Source organism: Mumia quercus, assembly GCF_025506335.1.
Taxonomy (GTDB): domain Bacteria; phylum Actinomycetota; class Actinomycetes; order Propionibacteriales; family Nocardioidaceae; genus Mumia; species Mumia quercus.
Genome location: NZ_JANZYO010000008.1, coordinates 174,957 through 196,942, shown reverse-complemented (window position 1 = coordinate 196,942; position 21,986 = coordinate 174,957). Strand labels below are relative to the sequence as shown.

At 68.7% G+C, this 21,986-nt stretch carries 25 protein-coding genes; 12 read left to right on the top strand and 13 right to left on the bottom strand.

The features are described 5' to 3' along the window. The first annotated feature begins 30 nt into the window (after positions 1-30). Both NYZ95_RS19010 and NYZ95_RS19005 read left to right on the top strand, forming a co-directional pair. The gene (locus NYZ95_RS19010) at positions 31-3,051 is read left to right on the top strand and encodes a vitamin B12-dependent ribonucleotide reductase (RefSeq protein ID WP_262852916.1); all 3,021 of its coding nucleotides are present in this window, start codon (positions 31-33) and stop codon (positions 3,049-3,051) included. A 133-nt stretch (positions 3,052-3,184) separates the two neighbouring features. Beyond that, positions 3,185-3,412, top strand: coding sequence for a type IV toxin-antitoxin system AbiEi family antitoxin domain-containing protein (locus NYZ95_RS19005; RefSeq protein WP_262852915.1), 228 nt, complete (start codon positions 3,185-3,187; stop codon positions 3,410-3,412). On the opposite strand, the gene NYZ95_RS19000 is transcribed toward NYZ95_RS19005, so the two are convergent. Both NYZ95_RS19000 and NYZ95_RS18995 read right to left on the bottom strand, forming a co-directional pair. Continuing rightward, positions 3,400-4,589 (bottom strand): IS3 family transposase gene (locus NYZ95_RS19000; protein WP_262852914.1). Its coding sequence is split into 2 segments (ribosomal slippage): positions 3,400-4,302 and positions 4,305-4,589, totalling 1,188 coding nucleotides; the frame shifts between segments, so codons are not numbered across the junction. The two genes, NYZ95_RS19005 and NYZ95_RS19000, sit on opposite strands and share 13 nt — an antisense overlap. A 350-nt stretch (positions 4,590-4,939) precedes the next feature. Further along, the gene (locus tag NYZ95_RS18995) at positions 4,940-5,824 is read right to left on the bottom strand and encodes an HNH endonuclease (protein ID WP_262852913.1); all 885 of its coding nucleotides are present in this window, start codon (positions 5,822-5,824) and stop codon (positions 4,940-4,942) included. A 138-nt stretch (positions 5,825-5,962) separates the two neighbouring features. On the opposite strand from NYZ95_RS18995, the gene NYZ95_RS18990 reads away from it, so the two are divergent. Next, on the top strand, positions 5,963-6,256 hold the full coding sequence (locus NYZ95_RS18990) for a nucleotidyltransferase family protein (protein ID WP_262852912.1): 294 nt from the start codon (positions 5,963-5,965) through the stop codon (positions 6,254-6,256). A 2-nt stretch (positions 6,257-6,258) separates the two neighbouring features. Here the strand turns inward: NYZ95_RS18990 and NYZ95_RS18985 are convergent, their stop codons facing one another. Then, the gene (locus NYZ95_RS18985) at positions 6,259-7,497 is read right to left on the bottom strand and encodes an exonuclease domain-containing protein (RefSeq protein WP_262852911.1); all 1,239 of its coding nucleotides are present in this window, start codon (positions 7,495-7,497) and stop codon (positions 6,259-6,261) included. Positions 7,498-7,781: 284 nt separating this feature from the next. On the opposite strand from NYZ95_RS18985, the gene NYZ95_RS18980 reads away from it, so the two are divergent. Then, positions 7,782-8,156, top strand: coding sequence for a hypothetical protein (locus NYZ95_RS18980; protein WP_262852910.1), 375 nt, complete (start codon positions 7,782-7,784; stop codon positions 8,154-8,156). After that, a complete protein-coding gene (locus tag NYZ95_RS18975; RefSeq protein ID WP_262852909.1) occupies positions 8,132-8,998 on the top strand; it encodes a Fic family protein in 867 nt (288 codons plus the stop codon). The genes NYZ95_RS18980 and NYZ95_RS18975 overlap by 25 nt, the downstream gene beginning before the upstream one ends. A 24-nt stretch (positions 8,999-9,022) precedes the next feature. Here the strand turns inward: NYZ95_RS18975 and NYZ95_RS18970 are convergent, their stop codons facing one another. Then, positions 9,023-9,460, bottom strand: a complete 438-nt coding sequence (locus tag NYZ95_RS18970) for a hypothetical protein (protein WP_262852908.1) — start codon at positions 9,458-9,460, stop codon at positions 9,023-9,025. A 124-nt stretch (positions 9,461-9,584) separates the two neighbouring features. Here NYZ95_RS18970 and NYZ95_RS18965 point away from each other — a divergent pair, with 124 nt between their 5' ends. Beyond that, positions 9,585-10,202 (top strand): hypothetical protein, encoded by a 618-nt coding sequence (locus tag NYZ95_RS18965; RefSeq protein ID WP_262852907.1) that lies wholly within the window; start codon positions 9,585-9,587, stop codon positions 10,200-10,202. A gap of 23 nt (positions 10,203-10,225) precedes the next feature. On the opposite strand, the gene NYZ95_RS18960 is transcribed toward NYZ95_RS18965, so the two are convergent. Next, positions 10,226-10,771: a CGNR zinc finger domain-containing protein gene (locus NYZ95_RS18960; protein WP_262852906.1), complete on the bottom strand. Its 546-nt coding sequence runs from the start codon at positions 10,769-10,771 to the stop codon at positions 10,226-10,228. 25 nt (positions 10,772-10,796) lie between these two features. Between NYZ95_RS18960 and NYZ95_RS18955 the strand changes: the two genes are divergently transcribed. Together NYZ95_RS18955 and NYZ95_RS18950 are read left to right on the top strand one after the other, a co-directional pair. After that, a complete protein-coding gene (locus NYZ95_RS18955) occupies positions 10,797-11,009 on the top strand; it encodes a hypothetical protein (RefSeq protein ID WP_262852905.1) in 213 nt (70 codons plus the stop codon). Positions 11,010-11,068: 59 nt separating this feature from the next. Beyond that, positions 11,069-11,413 carry a YciI family protein gene (locus NYZ95_RS18950; RefSeq protein WP_262852904.1) on the top strand — a complete coding sequence of 115 codons (345 nt, stop codon included), beginning with the start codon at positions 11,069-11,071 and terminating at the stop codon, positions 11,411-11,413. Between the two features lie 57 nt (positions 11,414-11,470). Here NYZ95_RS18950 and NYZ95_RS18945 read toward each other — a convergent pair whose 3' ends face one another. The 8 genes from NYZ95_RS18945 to NYZ95_RS18910 form a co-directional block, all read right to left on the bottom strand. Beyond that, positions 11,471-12,412 carry an ABC transporter substrate-binding protein gene (locus NYZ95_RS18945; protein ID WP_262852903.1) on the bottom strand — a complete coding sequence of 314 codons (942 nt, stop codon included), beginning with the start codon at positions 12,410-12,412 and terminating at the stop codon, positions 11,471-11,473. Further along, the gene (locus NYZ95_RS18940) at positions 12,409-13,569 is read right to left on the bottom strand and encodes an LLM class flavin-dependent oxidoreductase (protein ID WP_262852902.1); all 1,161 of its coding nucleotides are present in this window, start codon (positions 13,567-13,569) and stop codon (positions 12,409-12,411) included. The genes NYZ95_RS18945 and NYZ95_RS18940 overlap by 4 nt, the downstream gene beginning before the upstream one ends. After that, entirely contained in the window at positions 13,569-14,465 is an 897-nt protein-coding gene (locus NYZ95_RS18935; protein WP_262852901.1) for an LLM class flavin-dependent oxidoreductase, read from the bottom strand. Before NYZ95_RS18935 ends, NYZ95_RS18940 begins: the two co-directional genes overlap by 1 nt. Next, on the bottom strand, positions 14,462-15,580 hold the full coding sequence (locus NYZ95_RS18930) for an ABC transporter substrate-binding protein (protein WP_262852900.1): 1,119 nt from the start codon (positions 15,578-15,580) through the stop codon (positions 14,462-14,464). Before NYZ95_RS18930 ends, NYZ95_RS18935 begins: the two co-directional genes overlap by 4 nt. Further along, positions 15,577-16,329 carry an ABC transporter ATP-binding protein gene (locus tag NYZ95_RS18925; RefSeq protein WP_262852899.1) on the bottom strand — a complete coding sequence of 251 codons (753 nt, stop codon included), beginning with the start codon at positions 16,327-16,329 and terminating at the stop codon, positions 15,577-15,579. The genes NYZ95_RS18930 and NYZ95_RS18925 overlap by 4 nt, the downstream gene beginning before the upstream one ends. Beyond that, positions 16,326-17,213: an ABC transporter permease gene (locus NYZ95_RS18920; RefSeq protein WP_262852898.1), complete on the bottom strand. Its 888-nt coding sequence runs from the start codon at positions 17,211-17,213 to the stop codon at positions 16,326-16,328. The genes NYZ95_RS18925 and NYZ95_RS18920 overlap by 4 nt, the downstream gene beginning before the upstream one ends. Continuing rightward, the gene (locus tag NYZ95_RS18915; protein ID WP_262852897.1) at positions 17,210-18,229 is read right to left on the bottom strand and encodes an ABC transporter substrate-binding protein; all 1,020 of its coding nucleotides are present in this window, start codon (positions 18,227-18,229) and stop codon (positions 17,210-17,212) included. The genes NYZ95_RS18920 and NYZ95_RS18915 overlap by 4 nt, the downstream gene beginning before the upstream one ends. 150 nt (positions 18,230-18,379) lie before the next feature. Beyond that, complete coding sequence (locus NYZ95_RS18910) at positions 18,380-18,871, bottom strand: MarR family winged helix-turn-helix transcriptional regulator (protein WP_262852896.1); 492 nt, start codon at positions 18,869-18,871, stop codon at positions 18,380-18,382. A gap of 134 nt (positions 18,872-19,005) precedes the next feature. On the opposite strand from NYZ95_RS18910, the gene NYZ95_RS18905 reads away from it, so the two are divergent. The 4 genes from NYZ95_RS18905 to NYZ95_RS18890 all read left to right on the top strand — a co-directional run bounded on the left by NYZ95_RS18905 (position 19,006) and on the right by NYZ95_RS18890 (position 21,978). Further along, positions 19,006-19,521 (top strand): NADPH-dependent FMN reductase, encoded by a 516-nt coding sequence (locus tag NYZ95_RS18905; protein ID WP_262852895.1) that lies wholly within the window; start codon positions 19,006-19,008, stop codon positions 19,519-19,521. Between the two features lie 11 nt (positions 19,522-19,532). Beyond that, positions 19,533-20,033, top strand: a complete 501-nt coding sequence (locus NYZ95_RS18900) for a flavin reductase family protein (RefSeq protein ID WP_262852894.1) — start codon at positions 19,533-19,535, stop codon at positions 20,031-20,033. Between the two features lie 15 nt (positions 20,034-20,048). After that, entirely contained in the window at positions 20,049-20,609 is a 561-nt protein-coding gene (locus tag NYZ95_RS18895; protein WP_262852893.1) for an excalibur calcium-binding domain-containing protein, read from the top strand. Between the two features lie 175 nt (positions 20,610-20,784). Further along, positions 20,785-21,978 carry a substrate-binding domain-containing protein gene (locus NYZ95_RS18890; protein WP_262852892.1) on the top strand — a complete coding sequence of 398 codons (1,194 nt, stop codon included), beginning with the start codon at positions 20,785-20,787 and terminating at the stop codon, positions 21,976-21,978. The last annotated feature ends 8 nt before the right edge of the window (positions 21,979-21,986 follow it).

Here is a 21,986-nt window from a genome sequence, read left to right as displayed (position 1 = left end):
CGGGGCAACATGGGGGAGAAGGGGCATCACATGACGGAGACGGTCAGTGGACCGAGCGGGGCTGCGCGGGGGCGCAAGGCCACCAGGCGCGCCAGCAAGGGCCTGACGATCGACCGGGTCTACACCACGGAGGGTGTGCACCCGTACGACGAGGTGACGTGGGAGCGTCGCGATGTCGTGCAGACCAACTGGAAGACCGGAGCGACGGTCTTCGAGCAGCGTGGGGTGGAGTTCCCCGACTTCTGGAGCGTGAACGCCTCCACGATCGTCACCACGAAGTACTTCCGTGGCGCCGTCGGCTCCCCCGAGCGTGAGCAGTCGCTGAAGCAGCTCCTCGACCGCGTCGTGCTGACGTACGTGAAGGCCGGCAAGGACAACGGCTACTTCGCGACCGAGGCCGACGCCGAGCTGTTCGAGCACGAGCTCACCTACATGCTTCTGCACCAGATCTTCAGCTTCAACAGCCCGGTCTGGTTCAACGTCGGCACGTCGAGCCCGCAGCAGGTCAGCGCCTGCTTCATCCTCGCCGTCGACGACTCGATGGACTCGATCCTCAACTGGTACAAGGAAGAGGGTCTGATCTTCAAGGGCGGCTCGGGCGCCGGCCTCAACCTCTCCCGCATCCGCTCCAGCAAGGAGCTGCTGCAGTCCTCGGGCGGTACGGCGTCGGGTCCGGTGTCGTTCATGCGCGGCGCTGACGCGTCCGCGGGCACCATCAAGTCGGGCGGCGCGACGCGTCGTGCGGCGAAGATGGTCGTCCTCGACGTCGACCACCCCGACATCGAGGAGTTCGTGCAGACGAAGGCACGCGAGGAGGACAAGATCCGCGTCCTCCGTGACGCCGGATTCGACATGGACCTCGGCGGGCACGACATCTCGTCCGTCCAGTACCAGAACGCCAACAACTCGGTCCGCGTGACCGACGAGTTCATGCAGGCGGTCGAGGACGGGGCTGCGTTCGGGCTCCGCGCTCGTACGACCGGCGAGGTCATCGAGACCATCGACGCCAAGAAGCTCTTCAAGGACATCGCGCAGGCCGCATGGGAATGTGCGGACCCGGGCATCCAGTACGACTCGACGATCAACGACTGGCACACCACCCCGGAGACCGGTCGCATCACGGCGTCGAACCCGTGCTCCGAGTACATGCACCTCGACAACTCGTCGTGCAACCTGGCCTCGCTCAACCTGCTGAAGTTCCTCCAGGACGACGGCTCGTTCGACGTCGAGAAGTTCGTGAAGTCCGTCGAGCTGATCATCACCGCGATGGACATCTCGATCACGTTCGCCGACTTCCCGACCGAGGCGATCGGTGACACGACGCGCAAGTTCCGTCAGCTCGGCATCGGCTACGCCAACCTCGGCGCGCTGCTCATGGCGTCGGGTCTCGCGTACGACTCCGATGGTGGCCGCGCGCTCGCTGCCGCGATCACGTCGCTGATGACCGGCACCTCGTACCGTCGCTCGGCGGAGCTCGCCGGTGTCGTCGGCCCGTACGAGGGCTTCAAGCAGAACGCGGACGCGCACGCTCGTGTCATGCGCAAGCACCAGGCCGCCAACGACGCGGTCCGCACGATGCACGCGATGGACATCGCCGTGCACCGTGAGGCCACGAAGCAGTGGGCCAAGGGCATCGAGATCGGCACGAAGCAGGGCTGGCGTAACGCTCAGGCGTCGGTGCTGGCTCCGACCGGCACGATCGGCTTCATGATGGACTGCGACACGACCGGCATCGAGCCGGACTTCTCGCTGGTCAAGTTCAAGAAGCTCGTCGGCGGCGGCTCGATGCAGATCGTCAACCAGACGATCCCGGTCGCGCTCAAGAAGCTCGGCTACACCAACGAGACGATCGAGGCGATCGTCGAGTACATCGCCGAGCACGGTCACGTCATCGACGCGCCGGGCCTGAAGCCTGAGCACTACGAGGTCTTCGACTGCGCGATGGGCGAGCGGTCCATCAAGCCGATGGGTCACGTCCGGATGATGGCGGCGGCGCAGCCGTTCCTGTCGGGCGCCATCTCCAAGACGGTCAACATGCCGGAGGCAGCGACGGTCGAGGAGATCGAGGACATCTACTTCCAGGGCTGGAAGCTCGGCCTCAAGGCGCTCGCGGTCTACCGCGACAACTGCAAGGTCGGCCAGCCGCTCTCGTCCGGCAAGGGCGAGAACAAGGGTGGGGTGGTTGAGCAGGGCGACGAAGGAGCCCGTGTCGAAACCGGCTCCTCGTCGGTTGAGCCTGTCGAAACCATCCGCGAGGTCATCGTCGAGAAGCCGGTCCGCAAGCGGCTCCCGAAGAAGCGTCCGTCGATCACGCAGTCGTTCAGCGTCGGTGGTGCCGAGGGCTACATGACCTCCGGTTCGTACCCGGACGACGGCCTCGGCGAGGTGTTCCTGAAGCTCGGCAAGCAGGGCTCGACCCTGGCCGGCGTGATGGACGCGTTCTCGATCGCGGTGTCGATCGGTCTCCAGTACGGCGTGCCGCTCGAGACGTACGTCCAGAAGTTCACGAACCTCAAGTTCGAGCCGGCCGGTCTGACCGACGACCCGGACGTGCGGATGTCGCAGTCGATCATGGACTACATCTTCCGCAGGCTCGCGCTGGACTACCTGCCGTTCGAGACCCGCTCGCAGCTGGGGATCTACTCGGCCGAGGAGCGTCAGCGCCAGCTCGACACAGGTTCGTACCTGCCCGCCGAGGACGAGCTGTCGGAGTCAGAGTCGCTCAAGACCACGACCCCGAACCTCGACGAGTCGGCGCCGCTGGTTGAGGACGGTGCCACGCCGCTGGTTGAGCAGGCCGAGGAACGAGGCCGTGTCGAAACCAAGGCCGCCGCCGCCGAGATCAAGCGCGAGACGCAGGTCGACGGCGACATGGTCGCCGAGTCTGCCCGCCCCGCACCGAAGCAGGCGCACACCAGCGCGGAACTGCTGCAGGTGATCTCCGGGACCGAGGTCGACGCACCGCTGTGCTTCACCTGCGGCACGAAGATGCGCCCGGCTGGCTCGTGCCACGTGTGCGAGGGCTGCGGAGCGACGAGCGGCTGCAGCTGACGGATGAAGTTTTAGAAGGGCCGGAACCCCATGGGTTCCGGCCCTTCTGCCGTTCCCCAACCGGATGCCTTGTGGATGAAACCGTATACAGATGTCGTTACCTGTATACGTAATCATTCATGCGGAGGTTGCGATGGAGATCCTGAAGCCGCGACAAGCAGCCGACCTCGGCATGTCCACGAGTGGCCTCTACCGTGCTGCCCGCCGCGGTCGTTACGACAAGATCGCTCGCGGGATCTATCGCGAAGCCGATGCGCCGGCCGCCGACTGGGACTGGATCGAGGCGGCGAGTCGTCGTGCCGACGCGACGATCTGGGGACTGCTGCACGATCAGGTGACAGTGGTTAGTCACGCAGCCTGAGTGGCTGGCGTGGTCATGATTGTCTCGTACTCGATGGGGGTCAAGCGGCCGAGCCGGTCTTGGCGGCGTCGGCGGTGGTAGGTCCGCTCGATCCAGGTCACGATCGCGATCCGAAGGTCTTCGCGGGTGGTCCAGGCACGGCGGTCGAGGACGTTCTTCTGCAGCAGGGCGAAGAACGATTCCATGGCTGCGTTGTCGCCGCAGGCGCCGACTCGGCCCATGGATCCGACTATGTCGTGGCGGTTGAGGGTGTGCACGAATTTCCTGCTCCTGAATTGGGAGCCGCGGTCGGTGTGGACCACGCATCCGGCGACGTCACCGCGTCGTGCGACGGCGTTGTTCAGGGCTGTGACGGCCAATCGGGACTTCATCCGGGAGTCGATGGAATACCCGACGATCCGGTTGGAGTAGACGTCCTTGAACGCGCAGACGTACAGCTTTCCCTCGCTGGTCCGGTGCTCGGTGATGTCGCCGATCCAGAGCCGGTTGGGCGCGGCAGCGGTGAACTCGTGCCGGGTCCGACCGTTGGCGTCTGTCACGGCGCAGAGGTCGTCGTGGACCGGTGGCCCGGCCTTCTTCACACCGCTCTTACGCTTGCCGAACGCTGACCACCAGCCGTTGCTCGAGCAGATCTTCCACGCCGTACGGGGCGTCATCGCTACGCCGGCGTCGCGGGCCTCGTCGGCCAGGAACCGGTAGCCGAACTCGGGGTCGTCGCGGTGGGCGTCGAACAGCGCGTTAGCGCGGTAGGCCTCATCGAGCTCCGCAGTGGTGATCGGGTCCTTGAGCCAGCGGTAGTAGGGCTGGCGGGCGATCTTGAGCACCCGACACGTCACCGCGACAGGGATCCCGTCAGCGGCCAGGTCGCGGACGAGCGGGTAGCTCATTTTCCCGGCAGGTGGGCCTGGGAGAAGTAGGCCGCGGCCCGGCGGAGGACCTCGACTTCTTGTTCGAGGGTCTTGATCCGCTTCTTCGCTTCCCGCAGCTCAGCCGACTGGGCTTCGGTGGTGCCGGGGCGTGCACCGTCTTCGATGTCGGCCTTCTTCATCCACGAGTACAACGTGGTGAAGTGGATCCCGAAGTCCTTCGCGATCTGGGGGAGCTCGACACCGGGCTCACGGTTCCTCGCGACGCGGACCACATCGTCACGGAACTCCTTGGGGTAAGGCTTCGTCACGGGGACATCCTTCCAGCCCAACCCCTCTGGTTAGGCCGCTCGGCTGTCACCTATCCGTGCAGCAGTCCCCTCCGCCAGTCGTTCCGGTGTCAGGCTGGCCTCGTTGGCGAAGGCGGGAACAGTCGAGTTTGCGGTCGTGGACAAGGTCCAAACCGGCACGGTTGTGCGGTCTTCGTCGCTCATGGATCTCCTCGCTGCGAACTCACACAATAACGGCCGAATCGACAGATCGGTGGTGCTTCGAGGGGTCTGCTCGGGCAAGTTCCTCGGCCTGCCAGATGCGGCGGGAGACCCATCGGTACGAGATCGGGGCGGCCCGCATGTGCAGGACTGCGATCGGTCCCTGAATCTCAGCCTGCCGCACCGAATCCCGCGAAGCGCTGCGCCAGCCGATCACGATCCGGCCGCTCGCGTCGCCGTGTGGGTAGCTGCAGCCGCGCCTTGTCCATCTCCTGCAGCCCATGCTTGAGCATTGGCCCGTCTCGTTCTTCGAGGAGGTCGCGGTCGATGTGGACGACGTAGTCGGGCGAGATGCCGAGCAGGTTCGCGTCGTACGCGGCGTGGTGGATCTTACAGAGGCTCAGCCCGTTGGTGACGATCGGCAATCCTGCGTCGTCTCCGTCCTCGGTGATGTGGGCTGCATCGAGGAGGCGGCCGTGCTTGAGGCGACAAACCGCGCACTGCGTGTCGTACGCGCGCATGATGCGGCCGCGGAACTCGGGCTGATGGAGACGCTGCTGGACGACCCGCTCGGCGTATCGGCGCTCGTCCGCCGACAGGTGCAGCGGATCCCTGAGGAACCTGAGGCTCTCGTCCAGCGCGAGTACGAACTGGCGTTTGGCCTGATCGTCGCCGACGACGTAAACGGGAAATACAGGAACGTACCTGCCCGGTGCGATGGTCCGCAACATGATGATCGGCAGTTCCAACTCCTGCGCTTTCCGGAGCTTTTTGTGAACACCCGCATCGGTGCCGCGCTGGTACGCGTACCGGAAGAGAGAGTCTGACTCCTGGATGTCGTCGTACTCGCTGAGGGGGTCCGAGATGATCGAAAGCGTGGCTGACATCGTCGTCGGGTTCCAGATGCCACGCCCTTGATCGATGACACGGCGAGGCATGCCGGCGACCTCGAGTGCGGACAGCTGCGCGCGGGTCACGAAGCCGCTCTCAGCCGTCGCTTCCGCGAGCGCGTGCATGATCAACTCGCGTAACCGCAGCTCGCCGACGCTGTCCACGGCAGCAGCTTGCCAGAACCTCAGTAGACGGTGGTGACTCGACAGCTAGACACCGGCGAAATGCCGCTCGCGTAACCTCGTACTCAGGGCCCTCCCGTTGACACGGTGCAGGTGAGCAGCCGCGCGTAAAGGATTCCGATGGCGGTGACGATCGATCGCGACGAGATCGCTGCGCTCTGTCAACGACACCGCGTCACGCGATTGACCCTGTTCGGTTCTGCGGCAACGGACGACTTCGACCCGAGGCACAGCGACATCGACTTCTTGGCGGAGTTCACGAGCGAGGCGCGACTCGACGACTACTTTGCATTGAAGGCTGATCTCGAAGAGCTCTTTGGAAGGCCAGTCGATCTCGTCGCCCGGCGCTCTCTCGAGAACCCCTTCTTTGCGGCTGCCGTGCGAGAGACCGCCGAGGACGTGTATTTGGCCTGAGCTCAATCCTCCGAGCAGTCCGCAACCCCCAGCGCGAGCGCCTTCTCGAACTCCTCGAGCGACACGACAGTGATCCCGTACCCCCGTGCCTTCTTCGCTTTGCCCGACAGGCTGTCGACGTCTGCGGCGATGACCAGCGAGACCTTCTTCGTCACCGCGTTGTGGACGCGTAAGCCGACGGCGGTCGCTCTCTCCATCCAGACGCTGCGTGGTTCGTCGAACTCGCCGGTGAACACGACGAGATCATCGACCGTCAGACGGAGCTCCGCGCTCGTCCCGTCACCGGCCGCGCGCGCCAGCGCCTCGGTGTCCGTACCCGCCGGCAGCTCGAGGAGCTCCACGATGTGCGCGAGGTCAGCGCGCTCGTCGTCGGTCAGGATGTGGTCCGCGAGCGCGACACGGGCAAGGGCGTCGACGTAGTCGCGGTGCAGCCGATCGGTGTCCACGGCGGTCAGCCCCAGCGCGTCCGCGAGGGCGCTGAGCGCGGCGATCTCGTCGGCGCTGAGGTAGCGGTCGGCGAGCGCGGCGTCGAGCACCGCCAGGTACGGATCGGCCACGTCCGAGCCGGTGACGCGCGGGAGGTACTCGACGATCCCGGCCACCAGACCCGCGCCAGCGCCACCGCCGGGGACGGTCATCGACCGCGTCGCACGCGAAGCGGTCGAGAACGCGCGCGGCGCGAGGTCCGGCCACGGCACGGTGACGGCGCGTTCGGCGACGGAAGTCCACGGGTACGGCTGCTCACTGCGCTCGACGAAGTGGCTGAGGAGGTCAGCGGCAGCGCGCGCGTCCGCGCCGGCCGAATGCCAGCCGCCGAGCGGGATCCCGGCGGCGGCGCAGCACTGAGCGAGCGAACGGCCGGCGCCGGGGAGGTACGACGTGGCGAGCGTCATCGTGCACAGCCCGTGCGAACGGTCGGCCGGGAAGGCCGCGCCCAGGCGGGCGTACTCGGCCTCGAGAAAGGTCAGGTCGAATGGCAGGTTGTGCGCCACGAGCGTCCGGCCGCGCATGAGCTCAACGAGGTGCGCCGCGATGTCCTCGAAGCGCGGGGCCCGGCGCGCGTCGGCGGCGCGGATGCCGTGGATGCGCTGCGGGCCGAGGTCGCGATCGGGGTTCACCAGCGTCGACCACTCGTGCTCGATGCGGCCGGTGTCGTCGACGAGGACGACGCCCACCTCGGCGACGCGGTGGTGGTACTTCGGGGACAGTCCGGTCGTCTCGGTGTCGATGACGGCGTACATCGTGGTGATCTCCCGCTCAGACGCTGTGAGGTTGTGGCGGGAACGTATCGGGCAGCGGGGGAGCGTGGGGCAGGAATCCGGAATGTCCGGAACGCCGACGGTCTCGCTCCACGTCCTCCGGACGGTCACCTCACTACGCGCGGCACGCGCCGCCCGGGTCGGTGCAAGGCCGGCGCCGACCTCGGCTACCGGGTGAAGGATCACCATGGATCAACGCGGAGGTATTCCGTAGTAGTGTCAATAACTCGGAATAACGCAGTCGGTATTCCGGCGAGGAGGAGCCCGTGACCCTCACGATCGACCCGCACCGTCGTCGCGTCGACGCGTGGCAGCAGACGGTTCGCGGTGGATCCATCGCGGACCGTCGGCTCCGCGAAGTCGAGGTGTCATTGCCGCCGACGATCGAGTCGTACGCCCCGCGGATCTCGTCCGCACTCGGTGCCGAGATGGACGACGCGCTACGTGAGATCGCTGCCCTCGACGAGACTCACGGCGAGCACCTCGGCTCGCTGGCGGCGATGCTGCTCCGTGCCGAGTCAGTCGCGTCATCCAAAATCGAGCACGTCGAGGCCTCACTCGACGATTACGCGCGCGCGCACTTCATGGCGTTCGGTCGAATCCGTCAGCGACGTCGATGGTCGCCTCGACGCGGGCTCTGAACGATCTCATCCGCTCGGTGGGCGGCGGCGCTGCCTTATCGATCGACGACATCCTTCGCGCCCATCACACGTTGATGGTCGACGATCCGTATGAGCACGCATTCGCAGGACGCCTGCGCGATATGCAGAACTGGATCGGCGGTTCTGACCACTCGCCGCGGGGGGCGCTTTACGTACCACCACCACCGGATACCGTCACGGCGTACGTCCGGGACCTCGTCGCCTTCGCCAACCGCGACGACCTCAACGTACTCGTGCAGGCGGCCGTCGCTCACGCGCAGTTCGAGTCGATTCACCCGTTCACCGACGGCAATGGCCGGATCGGCCGCGCTCTCATCAACACGGTCCTCAGGCGACGCGGGACGACGCGACGTGTCGTTGTTCCCTTGGCATCGGCGCTCGTTGCCAAGCGCGAGGCGTACTTCGACGTCCTCGGTGCCTATCGGGGCGGCGATGCCGAGCCGATCGTCTCGGCCTTTGCGCGCGCGTCAAGGATCGCCGCGGAGGAGTCGCGGGTCTCCGCCGTTCGCCTGGCGGCCATGCCGGAGCAGTGGCGCGACACGACCGGGCGGCCCCGCGCGGGAAGCGCTGTCGCCCGTCTCGTCGACGGCCTCCTCGACAACCCGGTGTTCTCAGCAGAGGACGCCGAGGATCGCATCGGGGGCGCGACATCGAGCGTCTACGCGGCGATCGCACGGCTCCACGAAGCGGAGGTCATTCGGCCGGTCACCCGGCGTACGCGCAACCAGGTCTGGGTGGCGTCGTCGCTAGCCGACGAGCTCGAGGACCTCGGAGTCCGCATCGCGGCCCGCGCGCGCACGGCTCTGCCGCTGAGGCCCTGATTGATCGCGAGGGCGCTCGGCAACCTACGCCATCAGCGCCGGGGATGTCCCAGCGCGATGGGTCATGTAGTCGAGCCATCCGTGCTCCGTGACGAGAAGCTCTTGAGGGCCGAAGAGTCGGGCTACGTGGTTGCAGTATCGGCTGGCCATGAACCACGCCGAGTCCTTTCCCGTAAAGACGCATCGTCCGCGCCGGACGAGGACGGTGATGGCCAGGTACTCGGGCGGCACGACATCGGGAACCTCCCATGACCAGATGACCTCGCGCAGCTCGTCACTGGCTTCCTCCCAGGACTCCAGCACCGCTGGCTGACTCAGACGAGTGACCCGGACCAGCTCCTGGGTCGTGGACGGGTGCCTCACGAGACACAACGTCGCCGTGTTGTCGGAGAGGTCGATGCGGGAAGCGACGTCGTTGATGAAGCGGGAAGGGTCGCGAAGGTCATACACATCAAGGTCCATGCGCCGACGATGCACCGATCGGCGAGCGGCTCGCGAACGGTTGTCCACAGGGCTCGGTGAGCGTGGTGGCGGACGGCAGCTGCTGGCCGCGAACCTGGTGAACCCGACAGAAGGAGGAGACCCCGTGGGATACACCACCGACTTCCTCGGCCACCTCGAGGTGACGCCGTCTTTCAACGATGCCGAGGCCGAGTATCTGACGGCGTTCGCCGCCTCGCGTCGCTGCTGGCGACCCGGCGGGCCGTACGAGGTGCCCGGCAACCCTCGAGCTGAGGAGTTGCCGACCGACGTGTCCAACCGCGTCGCGACCGGACAACCCGGCTACTGGTGTGATTGGGTGCCGTGCTGGGACGGATGCTGCATCTCGTTCACCGGACGCGAGAAGTTCTACGACCCTGTCGCGTGGTTGGTCTATCTGCGTGACCACTTCCTTGCGCCGGGAGCCAAGGCCGGCGCGTCTGGTCTACCCGCCTTCCGCGACTTCACCTTCGATCATCAGATCAATGGTCTCGTCGTCATGAACCGCCGCGACACGCGCGAGATGTCCGCCATCGTCGTGGTCGACAACGCCATCGAGAAGGTGGTCATGGTGCCCGGCGTACCGGAGAAGTTCGTGTGGGGACCCCTCCCGTATGAGGAAGAGGAGGATCGCTGGCGCAACCGCTCACGGAAGGTCGAGGCGGAGCGGGCGCGCCGAGCGTTGGACGACATCGCCGCCCTGCAGGGACGGACGAGCGCTTGATGCGTGACCGTACGCCCGCAGCGCTACTCCCTGGCCGCCACTGCGCGCGCCCGGTGGCGGCGTACGGCGGCGCGGTTGGCGCAGCGGATCGAGCAGTAGCGCTGGCGACCGTTGCGGGTGACGTCGACGACGACGTTCGTGCATGGGTCGCCGGGGGCGGCGCCGGCTTCGCACCGCGCGAGTCGGTGCATGCCGCGCGTGGTCAGGTGCAGCGCGGTACCGACGCTGATGACGGCCCGGAGCACGTGGGGGAGGGCGTCGTTGTCGTCGCGGTAGTGCAGGTGCCAGCCCTCGCCGTCGTGGTCGGTGAGTCGCGGGTACGCGGTGACCGTCGCCATCTCCGCGTTCAGTAGCCGTGCGCGTTCGTTCGGGTCGGCAGCGTCGACGATTTTCAACCAGTCGTCGATGACGCGACGCGTCCCCGCGTAATCATCACGCCCCACCGGGAAGGTCATCGTCATCCCCAGCTCGCGGGCGCGTGCCGCGATGCCGTCACGGTCCTCGGGCCAGTCGTTGGCGAGCGACGCGGCCAGCAGCACCGCGTACTCGCCGTAAGGGTTGAGATGCATAAGGCCATTACACCACCATGGAGCCATGAGCACCTGCGAGCGCACAGAACCCACGCGGCACGAGACGGTCACCACCCACGAGCACGGCTGGCGTACGGAGTCCCGCCACGTGACCTCCGAAGGGACGATCCACTACGTACGGTGCTCCGAGTGCGGCGTACGACGGGTCGACCTGCTGCGTCACCCCGACGCGCCCCCGGTCGCGGCGAGTCGCGAGGTCGGCGTCCGGTCACGATGAGTTCCGCGGGCCGATGCAGTCCCTCCCTCACCTGAAGTCCGACGAAGTGGAGCCCTGTGATGCCGCGCTATCTGATCTCGTTCCCCGACGGCTCGATGAACCTCTCCCCGGACGAGCTCGCCCAGGCCGCCGTCGACTCGCACGCCGTGGTCGACGAGGCGAAGAAGGCCGGCGCGTGGATCTTCGGCGGCGGGATCGACAGCGGCGTGGTCTCCGGCGCGACAGTCACCACAGACGGTCGGACCCTCCCGCTCACCGACCCTGGCCGCAGGCCGCCGATCGGCGGGTTCTGCGTCATCGAAGCCAGCTCGTACGAGGAAGCGTGCACGTGGGCAGCCAAGATCGCCGCCGGGTGCCGCTGCGACCAAGAGGTGTGGGAGCTGATGCCCGACGACGCGATGTAAAGAACGTGGGGCCGTCACCTACCCGGCGGCGACGACCCCACGTGCTCAGGCTAGGCGTCACACCGCCGCGCGGCGCGACTTCTCCACGATCTCCGAGACCGCCGGCAGGACGGCGTCACGGACGTTGACCGCCTTCGGTAGCAGCCCGTTCGCGAAGAGCAGGTCGGCCGCGTGCTGCTGCTCGTCCAGGAACGCCTCGTCGACCGGATGGATCCCGAAGGGCCGGTGCGCCAGCGCGTGCTCCCACGCCTCGACGCTCGCCGGCTGCCCGTGCGCCTGCGCGTCGGCGACGAAGAACTCGGCGGCCTCGCGCGGGTTCGCGACCGTACGAGCGTCCGACTCCTGAAGCGACTCGATCACCGCGACCAGCTCGTCGGTCCGCTCGACGGCGAAGTCGCGTCGCGTGAACCACAGCGACGGGTGGCTGAACAGCCCGTCGGTCTCGATCAGCGTCGTCACCTCGGTCTCCTGCTCGACGCGCGTCAGCTCCGGGTACGAGCCGGTCCAGGCGTCGATCTCGCCGGCGAGGAACAGGTCGGCGGCGTCCGCGCCGACGTCCACGGGCTCGACGTCGTCCCAGCCGAGACCCTCCTTCTCGAGCGCGAACAGCAGGAGCGTCGTCTGCCACGAGCCGTGCCCGATGCCGACCTTCTTGCCGCGCAGGTCCGCGATTGTCTCGATGCCCGAGCCTGCCTTCGCGACGAGGCGCCCGTTCTCGACGCGCGGCTCCGAGATCCCGATGTAGACCAGGTCGTGCCCCTGCCCGAGGCCCGTGATCGGGGGAGTGAACCCGGTCCCGATGACGTCGTAGCCCTCCTCCGTGAACAGGTGGTCGGCGTGCACGGTCGGCAGACCCTCGCGTACGGCCGGCTTGGGCCCGGCGGGCAGCTCCCGCAGGTCGACCCACGTGACGTCGTCGAGCTTCTGCTCGAGGAGGCCGCGGTGCCGCAGCACGAACAGCGAGTTGTTGTGGGGGAAGAATCCGACGCGGGTGGTCATGAAGCGCTCCTGAGGGTGGTGGTGAGTGAGTTGGTCCGGGTGAAGCTGACGCGAGGGAGGACCTCGCCGCCTATCCGGTACGCCTCTTCGAGGTGCGGGACGGCGGCGAGGATGAACGCGTCGGTGCCGAGCTCGACGAGCTGGTCGAGCCGCTCGGCGACCTGGTCGTAGCTGCCGACGAGACCGAACACCGGTCCGCCGCGCAGCAGGTGGAAGCCGGCCCACACGTTCGGCTCGACCTCAAGGTCACGAGGCCCGGTGACCGGCTGCTTGATGAAGCTGCGTGCCCGCGCGGCGCCCACCGAGTCACCCTTGCCGTCGAAGGACAGCTTGGCCTTGTCGACGTTCGGCCACGCGCGCTCGATCTCGGCCCACGCCTCCTCCTCCGTGGGGCGCGCGAGGATCTCGACGCGCAGCGCGAACCGCGGCGTACGACCGTACGAGGCGCTCTCGGCGCGCACGGCGTCGAACTTCTCCGGCAGCGCCGAGAACGGCTCGAGCCACGACAGGTAGTAGTCGGCGTGCCGTCCCGCGGTCTCGATCGCGGCCGGCGACGAGCCCGAGAAGTACACCTCCGGCACCGGCTGCGCGGCCAGCTCCGGCGGCAGCGACGCGCCGCGTACGTCGAAGAACCTGCCGTCGAGGTCGTACGGCTCGGTGCCCCAGGCGCCCTTCAGCGCGTCGAGGAACTCGGCGGTCCGGGCGTACCGGTCGTCGTGCGCGACCGTGTCGCCCCACCACGTCTGCTGCGGCCCGCCGCCGCCGGTGATCACGTTGTACGTGAGGCGTCCGCCGGTGGCGCGCTGCAGGCTCGCCGACAGGCGCGCCGCGTGCACCGGATCGAGGAAGCCCGGCTGGTAGGCGACCATGAACCGGAACGTCCGCGTCTCGCGTGCGAGCAGCGCCGCCGTTGCGAACGGGTCGTCGGTGAACGGGAAGCTCGGCAGCAGCCCGCCGACGAACCCGGCGGCCTCCGCGGCCTTCGCGACGTCGGCCATGTGGTCGACGTACGTGTAGCCGTCGTCGCGACCGGCACGGCGTCCCGGGGTGATCGTCCCCGGCTCGTACGTTCCCCAGTCGCCGCGCGTCGGGGTGAGGGGGCGGCGCAGCGTCGGCTGGTCGCCGTGCGTGCCGATCCGCCAGTAGACGTCGACCATCAGCGGACTCCTGTCGTCTCGAGGTCGGGGGTGGTGGTGCGGACGAGGGGGAGGAGGTGCTCGCCGATGCGGTACGTCTCCTCGATGCGTGGTCGTACGTCGAGGATCACCGTGCCGACGCCTTGGGCGGCGAGGCGCCCGAGCTCGTCGGCGACCTGCGCGTACGACCCGACGAGGTCGAGATTGCGGTCGCGGTCGGCGGCGGCCTGCGCCTCGTCGGCGCTCTCGCGGACGAGGACCGACAGGCGGATGCCCAGCTGCACCTCGCGGCCGAGCGCGCGCGCCTGCTCGACGACGAGCGGGCCTCGCTTGGCCACCTCCTGCGCGCTGGCGAAGACGTGCACGTCGGCATGCTTCGCCGAGAGCGCGAGGGCGTCGTCGTCGCTGCCGGTGAGGTGGACGCGCGGGAACGGCAGCCCGGCGAGCGCCTCGCGGAACCCGCCGCCCTTCACCTGGTAGTACGTGCCGTCGAAGTCGAACGTCTCCTGCGTCCACACGCCCCGCGCGACCGTGAGGAACTCGTCCGCGCGGGCGTACCAGTCGTCGGCGCTGGTGCTCGTCGGGCGGCGCTGCGAGGTGGTCGGCGCGGTGACCAGCGGTGCCCACGCGAGCCGCCCGGCGGAGAACCGCTGGAACGACGCGGCGATCTTCGCCGCGTAGACGGGGTTGAACGCCGCCACGTGGAACTCGTGCAGCGCCTGCGCCCACCGCGTGTGGCGCAGCGCGTCGCCGACGAGGACCGTCGACTCCTCGCCGCCGAGGTCGTACGGGGCGACGACGCCTTCGAGTCCGGCGACCTCGGCCGCCCGTACGGCCTGGGCACGTTCCTCGGCCGGCGGGAGGTGTCCCCAGTCGCGCTCGTCACGCGTCGCGAGCGTGACCCAGATCCGCGTCATCGCGCCACCTCCTCGCCTTGGCTGATCGAGTAGTCCGGAGCGCTAGCCCCGGGTTGGCTGATCGAGTAGTCCGGAGCGCTAGCGGAGGACGTATCGAGATCACGCAGCGCCTCCGCCAGCGGCTCGTGCGCGGCCCACGCCGCGACATCGACGCGCGAGGCGAGGAACCCGTGCTCGTGCAGGAACCGCTCCTGCTGCCCGAGCAGCGCGAGCCGCTCCTCGTCGAGGGTCGGGGTGAGGGAGAGGTGGACGTCGTCCCCGTACGCGTCGAGGACGCCTGCGGCACCCGAGCCGACCTCGCGGCCGAGGATCGCGCGCAGCTCGTCGACGTGCGTGGCCGCCCAGCGTGAGGCGCGCAGCGTCTCGACCAGGAACCGGACGACGAGCTCGGGCCTCTCGGCGAGCAGCTCCTCGTGCACCGTGATCGGCCGCGGCGTGCCGTTGTTGACCCGCGACCAGAGGTCAGGGGTCGCGTCGAGGTCGAGCGCGACGACGGCGCCGATCTCGCGAGCCTGCTCGGCCGAGCGCGCCCCCTTCACGTACACGGCGTCGACGACGCCTTCGGCGAGCTGGGCGAGGCCCGGCCACGGAGCGGCCGCGGACGGATCGTTGCCCGGTGCACGCTCGACGCGCGACTCGACCTCGACGACCTCGACGTCGGCCAACGTCAGGCCCGCGAGCGCCAAGGCCTGCGCGAAGCCGTGCAACGCCATCGCCCGCGGGAAGCTCGTACCCCGGGATCCGGCCCAGCCCGGCAGGGCGATGCGCCGGCCGGCGAGATCCGCTGCGGACGCGATGCCGGTGTCGGGCCGGGTGAGGATCGACTGCCACTCGTCGATCCAGGTGAGACCGATCAGTCGCGTGGGCGCGCCTTCGGAGCGGGCGACGAGCGCGGGCACGTTGCCGCCCTCGCGGAAGAGCCCGAGGAGCTGGTGGTCGAAGTGGTGCCGGGCGATCTCCGGCGGGGCGTCCTGCAGCACGCCGACCGACAGCCCGGCGGGCGCGAAGGCCTCGTCGAGCCATCCCAGGTTGTAGGCGAGGCCGGAGGCGGTGGGGACAGGGCAGCGGGTGTACCAGAGCTGGTCGAGGGCGGTCGGTTCGGAGACGCTGGTCATGGGTTCTCCTTCGTGGGGACGGGCGGGGTCGACGCGGGGACGATGCCGAGCTCGGCGAGCAGGCGCTCGCGCAGCTCGACGACCCGCGGGTCGGTGATCGTGCGGGGATGCTCGACGTCGACCCGGACGTCGATCGCGACCGAGCCGGAACGCAGCATCACGATCCGGTCGGCGAGACGGATCGCCTCGTCGATGTCGTGGGTCACGAGCAGCACCGCAGGACGGTGACGCGCGCGGAGCCGGTCGAGGAGGTCGTGCATCTTGAGTCGCGTGAGCGCGTCGAGGGCGGCGAACGGCTCGTCGAGGAGCAGCAGCTGCGGATCCCGTACGAGGGCGCGGGCGAGGGCGACGCGTTGCGCCTCTCCGCCTGACAGAGTGGCGGGCCACGAACGTGCGTGCCGCTCGAGACCGACCTCGGACAGTGCGGCGAGTGCCGCTTCGCGGTGGGCCTTCGTACGCCGTTGGCCGAGGATCACGTTGCGCGCCACGCGGTGCGCCGGGACGAGACGAGGCTCCTGGTAGACGGTGGTCACACGCGGCGGGACGAGGATGTCGCCCGCGTCGGGCTGCTCGAAGCCGTTGAGCAGGCGCAGCAGCGTCGTCTTGCCCGTGCCGCTGGGTCCGAGGACGGCGACGAACTCGCCGGGCGCGATCGTGAGGTCGATGCTGTCGAGCACCCGGTTGTCGCCGTACGCCTTGGTGACGTGGTCGAGCCGCGCGGCCGCGTGCACGGTGGTGGGCACGCTCATCGTGCGGCCACCCCCGACCGCCACGGCATCGCGAGTCGCTCGACGATGCGGATCGCGAGATCGATGAGCACGCCGATCGCCGCGTACAGCACGATGCAGAGCACCATGTAGTCATTGCGGAAGTACTGCTGCGACAGCGACACGAGGTAGCCGATGCCCGTCGTCGTCCCGATCTGCTCCGCCGCGATGAGGCCGGTGAGGCTCACGGAGAGGCAGATCCGCAGCGCCATGAGGATGTTCGGGAGCGCGGACGGCATGATCACCTGCGCAACCAGCCGTACGCCCGACAGCCCGTAGCCGCGGGCCGCCTCGATGACCAAGCGGTCGACGCCCCGCACGCCGAGGTAGGTGTAGGCGTACATCGGGGCGACGGCGGAGACCGCGATGAGGATGATCTTGAAGCCCTCGCCGACGCCGAACCACGAGAGCAGCAGCGGGACCAGCGCGAGGAATGGGACCGCGCGATACATCTGCATCGTCGGGTCGATGAGCTCCTCGCCGAGGGCGGAGATGCCGGAGAGGACACCGAGCACCAGGCCGACGGCTACACCGAGCGTCACACCGATCGCGGCGCGGCGGCCGGAGGCGGCGAGGAAGTCAGTGAGCTGCCCGCTCTCCCACAGCTCCTCGGCGGCGGCGACGACCGAGCCCGGCGACGCGAGGATCTCCGGGTCGAGCCATCCGACGCTGCTCGCGACCTGCCATGTGGCGAGAAGCGCGAGCGGCACGGCGAACCGTACGGACAGCGACAGCGTACGACTGCGGTCGCGGCGGCCGAGGAAGCGCGGCCTGGCCAGGGTGACGGAGTCGCCGTCGCCCGTGTTTGCTCCCGTACGCGCGGCGGGCGCCGTGCCCGCGCGCGGCTCGTGCTGGGTGGCCGTCATGAGCCGAGCTGCACGGCCGCGTCGGACGCCTGGACCGGCTTGCTGATGAAGCCGTGGGTGCTGAAGTAGTCGGCGACCGTCTGGATCGTCTGGAGGTCGGCGTCCTCGACGGGGCGGAACGGGTTGGCGTAGCGGTCCACCTCGGTGTCACGCGCGAGCGCGGCGCCCTCCGTCGCGGTGGGGCCCGAGTCGGTGAAGACGTTCTGGAACTTCTCCGGCTCGGCGTTGCCTTCCTTGCGCAGCTCCGCGAGCGTGTCGACGATGATCTTCAGCGCCTCGGGGTTCTCGTCGACGAGCTCCTTGCGCGCGGCCAGGATCGTGAGGTCGTTGTCGTCGACCTCGGTGCTGGCGACGATCGTCTTGGCGCCGGCGGCGACCGCGGTCGGGTAGCCGCGCACGATCGCCCACCAGGCGTCGACCTTGCCGGACTGGAACGCACCCGCGGCCTGGACGGGATTGAGGTAGACCTTCTCGACCTCGCTCGGGTCGATGCCGGCCTGGTCGAGCGCGAGCTCGAGGAGGTACTCGCCGCGGCCGCCCTTGTTGACCGCGATCTTCTTGCCGACGAGCTGGTCGATCGAGGTGACCTTGCTGTCTTTGGGGACGACCAGGCCGTCGTTGACCGGAGCCTTCGGGTTTTTCGTACGGTCGGCGACGGCGAAGATCTTGAGGTCGTCGCTCGTCGACAGGTAGCCGATCGCGGGGGAGATGGCGCCCTCGAGGACGGTCACGTCTCCCGACCGGACCGCATCGATCGTCGCGGTGAACGACCCGTACGAGCCACCCCACTCCACGCGGGCGTCGGCCGCCTCGAGCTTCTCCTCGAGGACCCCGGTCTTCTTGGCGTACGCGAGGAGTCCGGCGTTGCCGGGATCGACGAGCTTGATGACGGTGGCGCCCTCCGAGCCGGCGCTGGCGTCCTCGCTCCCGCAGGCGCTCAGCGTGGCGGCGGTGGCGGCGAGGGCGACCGCGGCGGCGAGTCGGCGGAGGCGAGGGCGCGGCAGGCGGGATGTCATGGCAGCTCCTGGGTGTGCTGTCACCGGTCGAGTGATCCGGCTGATTTGAGTATGTCCATCAAGTAGATAGTCATTTACTCATGATCATCGGGTGAGACGGATGTGCGAGGGTTCTCGTCCGGGTGAGTAGAACGTTGCGCGGTCGGGCGGCTACGCGCCGGAGTCGATCCGGGGGTGGTGGGCGCCGGTGTTGGCGTCGAGCTGGAGCAGCAAGCGGCGCAGCGTACGGAGGTCGTCGGCGCTGATCCCTGCGGTCAGGCGCTCCTCGACCGCGTTGACGGCAGCGTCGACGGCCGCGCGGCGCGCGAGGCCGGCCTCGGTGATCGAGACGAGGCGTCGGCGCCCGTCTTCGGGGTCGCGGGTGCGGGCTACGAGCCTGAGGGACTCGAGCTTCTTGACCACGAAGACGAGGTAGTTCGGGTCCATGTCGAGCAGCTCACCCAGCCGCTGCTGGGCGAGCGTGCCGTGCTGGCGCAGGACGAGCAGGGTGGCGGCCTCGCGGGGGAGGAGGTCGAGGGGCTCGAGCGCCTCGGTGATCCAGATCTGCGCCATGCGGCCGATGTGGGGGAGCAAGAAGCCGGGGCTGCTGAAGCGCGCCTCGGACGTCATGGTGGGACGGCGCTCGGTCCTGCTCACCGGCATGGGATCACCTCGGCTCGGAGTCTCGCGATGCGAGAGGGCTGGATCGTCACGACCTCGTGACTATAGGGTAGTTGTCGATAAAGTTGGTTAACTTAGTACGACGTCGTTCGGTCCCAGGTCTCGGAGGTGGTGCGGTGAAGGTCGCAGTGGTGGCAGGTAATCCGAAGGCCGAGTCTCGTACGCTCGCCGCTGGCGTCCGACTGGCGGCGCGGCTCGCGGACGCGGAGCCCGACGTCGTCGTCGATGTCGTGACGCTGGGCGCCGGACTGCTCGGCTGGGGCGACGAGGCGGTCTCCGCCGCCGTCGAGGACGTCGCGTCGAGCGACCTCGTCGTCGTGGCGAGCCCGACGTTCAAGGCGACGTACACGGGGGTGCTCAAGCTCTTCCTCGACCAGTTCGCGACCGGCACCGGTCTCCAGGACGTCGTCGCGGTCCCGCTGATGGTCGGCGCCGGGCCTGCTCACGCACTCGCGCCTGAGCTGCTGCTCAAGCCGGTGCTCGTCGAGCTCGGAGCGTACGCGCCCGCGCCCGGCCTGTACGTACGGGAGTCCGAGCACGCCGAGGCGGCGCCGTACGACGCGTACGCGCAGCGGTGGGGTGCCGCGATCCGGGCGCTCGCGTCGGGTGCGCGCGAGCAGGCGGCGGTATGACGGAGCTGCGCATGCCCCCGACCGAGCTGGCGGTCTCCGCGCCGATCGACCAAGCCGTGCTGCGCGAGACCCTGGGCGCCTTCCCGAGCGGCGTGGTGGCGCTCTGCGCACAGGTCGACGGCGAGCGCGTGGGGATGGCGGTGTCGAGCTTCTTCTCGGTGTCGCTGGTGCCGGCGCTCGCGGCGGTGTCGATCCAGGTGACCTCGGCGACGTGGCCGGTGCTGCGTCGCGCGCAGTCGCTCGGGGTCAGCGTCCTGTCGGAGTCGCACCACGCGCACGTACGGACGCTGTCGTCGAAGACCGGCGACCGCTTCGCCGGCGTCGAGACGTTCTCGACCCTGCGGGGCGCGGTGCTCCTGCACGACGCGGCCGCGCGCATCGAGGCGTCGATCGAGTCCGAGACGCTCGCGGGCGACCACTGGATCGTCGTCCTGCGCATCGACGGGCTCGAGGCTGATCCCACGGTGGAGCCGCTGGTGTTCCATCGCAGCAGGTTGCGGGGCGTGCGCTAGCCCGGGCTGCATGCGTTGCCGGCTGCGCCGGCTGCGCCGGCTGCGCCGGCTGCGCCGGAGGCGGGGAGCCAGGGCCCCGGGCGCCGGGTGCTCGCGTTCGTCGGTGTAGCGGCGCTCGCGTTCTTCGTCGGTGTGGCCGTGGGGACCGTCGGCGACGCAGAAGGTGAGACCGCCGCACGTCCCACGCCTCCCACGCCTTCGCCGACGCCTTCGCCGACGGTCGCCACGACCTCGACTCCGACCGAACCTCCTCAGATCGCTCGCCTGAAGTCGTCGCTGGCGGCGCAGGAGAAGGAGCTCGACAAGCGGGAGACCGCCCTCGACTCGCAGGCGTCGAAGCTCGAGCAGCGCGCCGCGAAGCTGAAGACTCGCCTGGCCAAGGTGAAGGCGCGCGAAGAGGCGGTCGAGAGCGCCGAGGACGACCAGGAGTCGGCCGAGCCGGACAGCGGCATGGACCCGATCTTCGACACGTGCGGCGAGGCGAACGACAACGGGTACGGCCCGTACTCCAGCGACGAGCCCGAGTACCCGTACTACGACGATCGCGACAACGACGGCCTCGTCTGCGAGACCTGACCCGCTGGCGCGATCATCGTGCGGGTTTGGTGCTCACATATGGCACCAAACCCGCACGATCCCGTCTGCGCCGTGGCCCCCTGTGGTTGACATCACAAGTGGGCCGCCTCTACATTTCCCGTGACCCGAATCAGGTTTCAGGTTCTGGCGCTTCTGAGGTCGGAAAGGCACGGAGATGAGCACACGGAAGAACATGCGGCTGGTCGCGGCTGCGGCGGTGACGGCACTCGCCCTCGCGGGATGCGCGCCGTCGTCGGACGACGCCGCAGCCGAGGGCGGCGACACGATCGAGGTCGGCGTCATCACCTCGAAGTCGGGCCCGCTCGCGACGTACGGCAAGGCGTACCTCGAGGGCCTGGAGGCCGGGCTGGACTACGCCACCGACGGCACCGGCGAGGTCGACGGCACGAAGATCGAGATCCGAGAGGGTGACGACGGCGCCGACGTCGACAAGGCGGTGCAGCTGTCGAAGGAGTTCATCGGCGACGGCGTGAAGATCCTCGCTGGCACCGCGTCCTCCGGTGTCGCGCTCGCGCTCGCCGAGCAGGCTGCCCAGAACAAGGTGCTCTACATCTCCGGCCCCGCGGCCGCCGACGCGGTCACCGGCATCAACGACTACACGTTCCGCTCCGGCCGCCAGAGCTTCCAGGATGTCGCGACCGCCGCGACGTTCCTCGACGAGGTCCAGGGCAAGACGATCACCGTCCTCGCCCAGGACAACGCCTTCGGCCAGGGCAACGTCGCCGCCGTCCAGGCGGTCCTCGGACCGGACGGCAAGGGCGGGACCGTGAAGCCGGTACTCGTCGCCGAGGACGTCACCGAGTTCACGTCGTTCGCGCGCCAGGTGCTCAACACCAAGCCCGACCTGGTCTTCGTCGCCTGGGCCGGCGCCACCTCCGGCAGCATGTGGCAGTCGCTGGAGCAGCAGGGCGTCTTCGACGCCGCCCCGGTCGTCACGGGCCTGGGCGACATCGCGACGTACGGTGCGTACGGTCCGGCCGCCGGCAAGATCAGCTTCCTCAGCCACTACTTCGGCGCAGCCGCCGACAACGAGGTCAACCAGGCCCTGGTCAAGTCGCTGGAGGAGCAGGGCAGCCAGCCCGACCTCTTCACCCCCGACGGCTTCGTCGCGGGCCAGATGATCGTGCGCGCGATCGAGGAGGGCGACGGCGACGTCGACGCCATGGTGAAGGCGCTCGAGGGCTGGTCCTTCGACGGCCCGAAGGGCAAGACGACGGTCCGCGCCAGCGACCACGCGCTCGTCCAGGACATGTTCCAGGCCAAGCTCGTCGCGGAGGGCGACACGTTCGTGCCGGAGCTCCTCAAGGTGGTGCCTGCCGACGAGGTCGCGCCGCCCGAGGCGTCCTGACCCCGCAC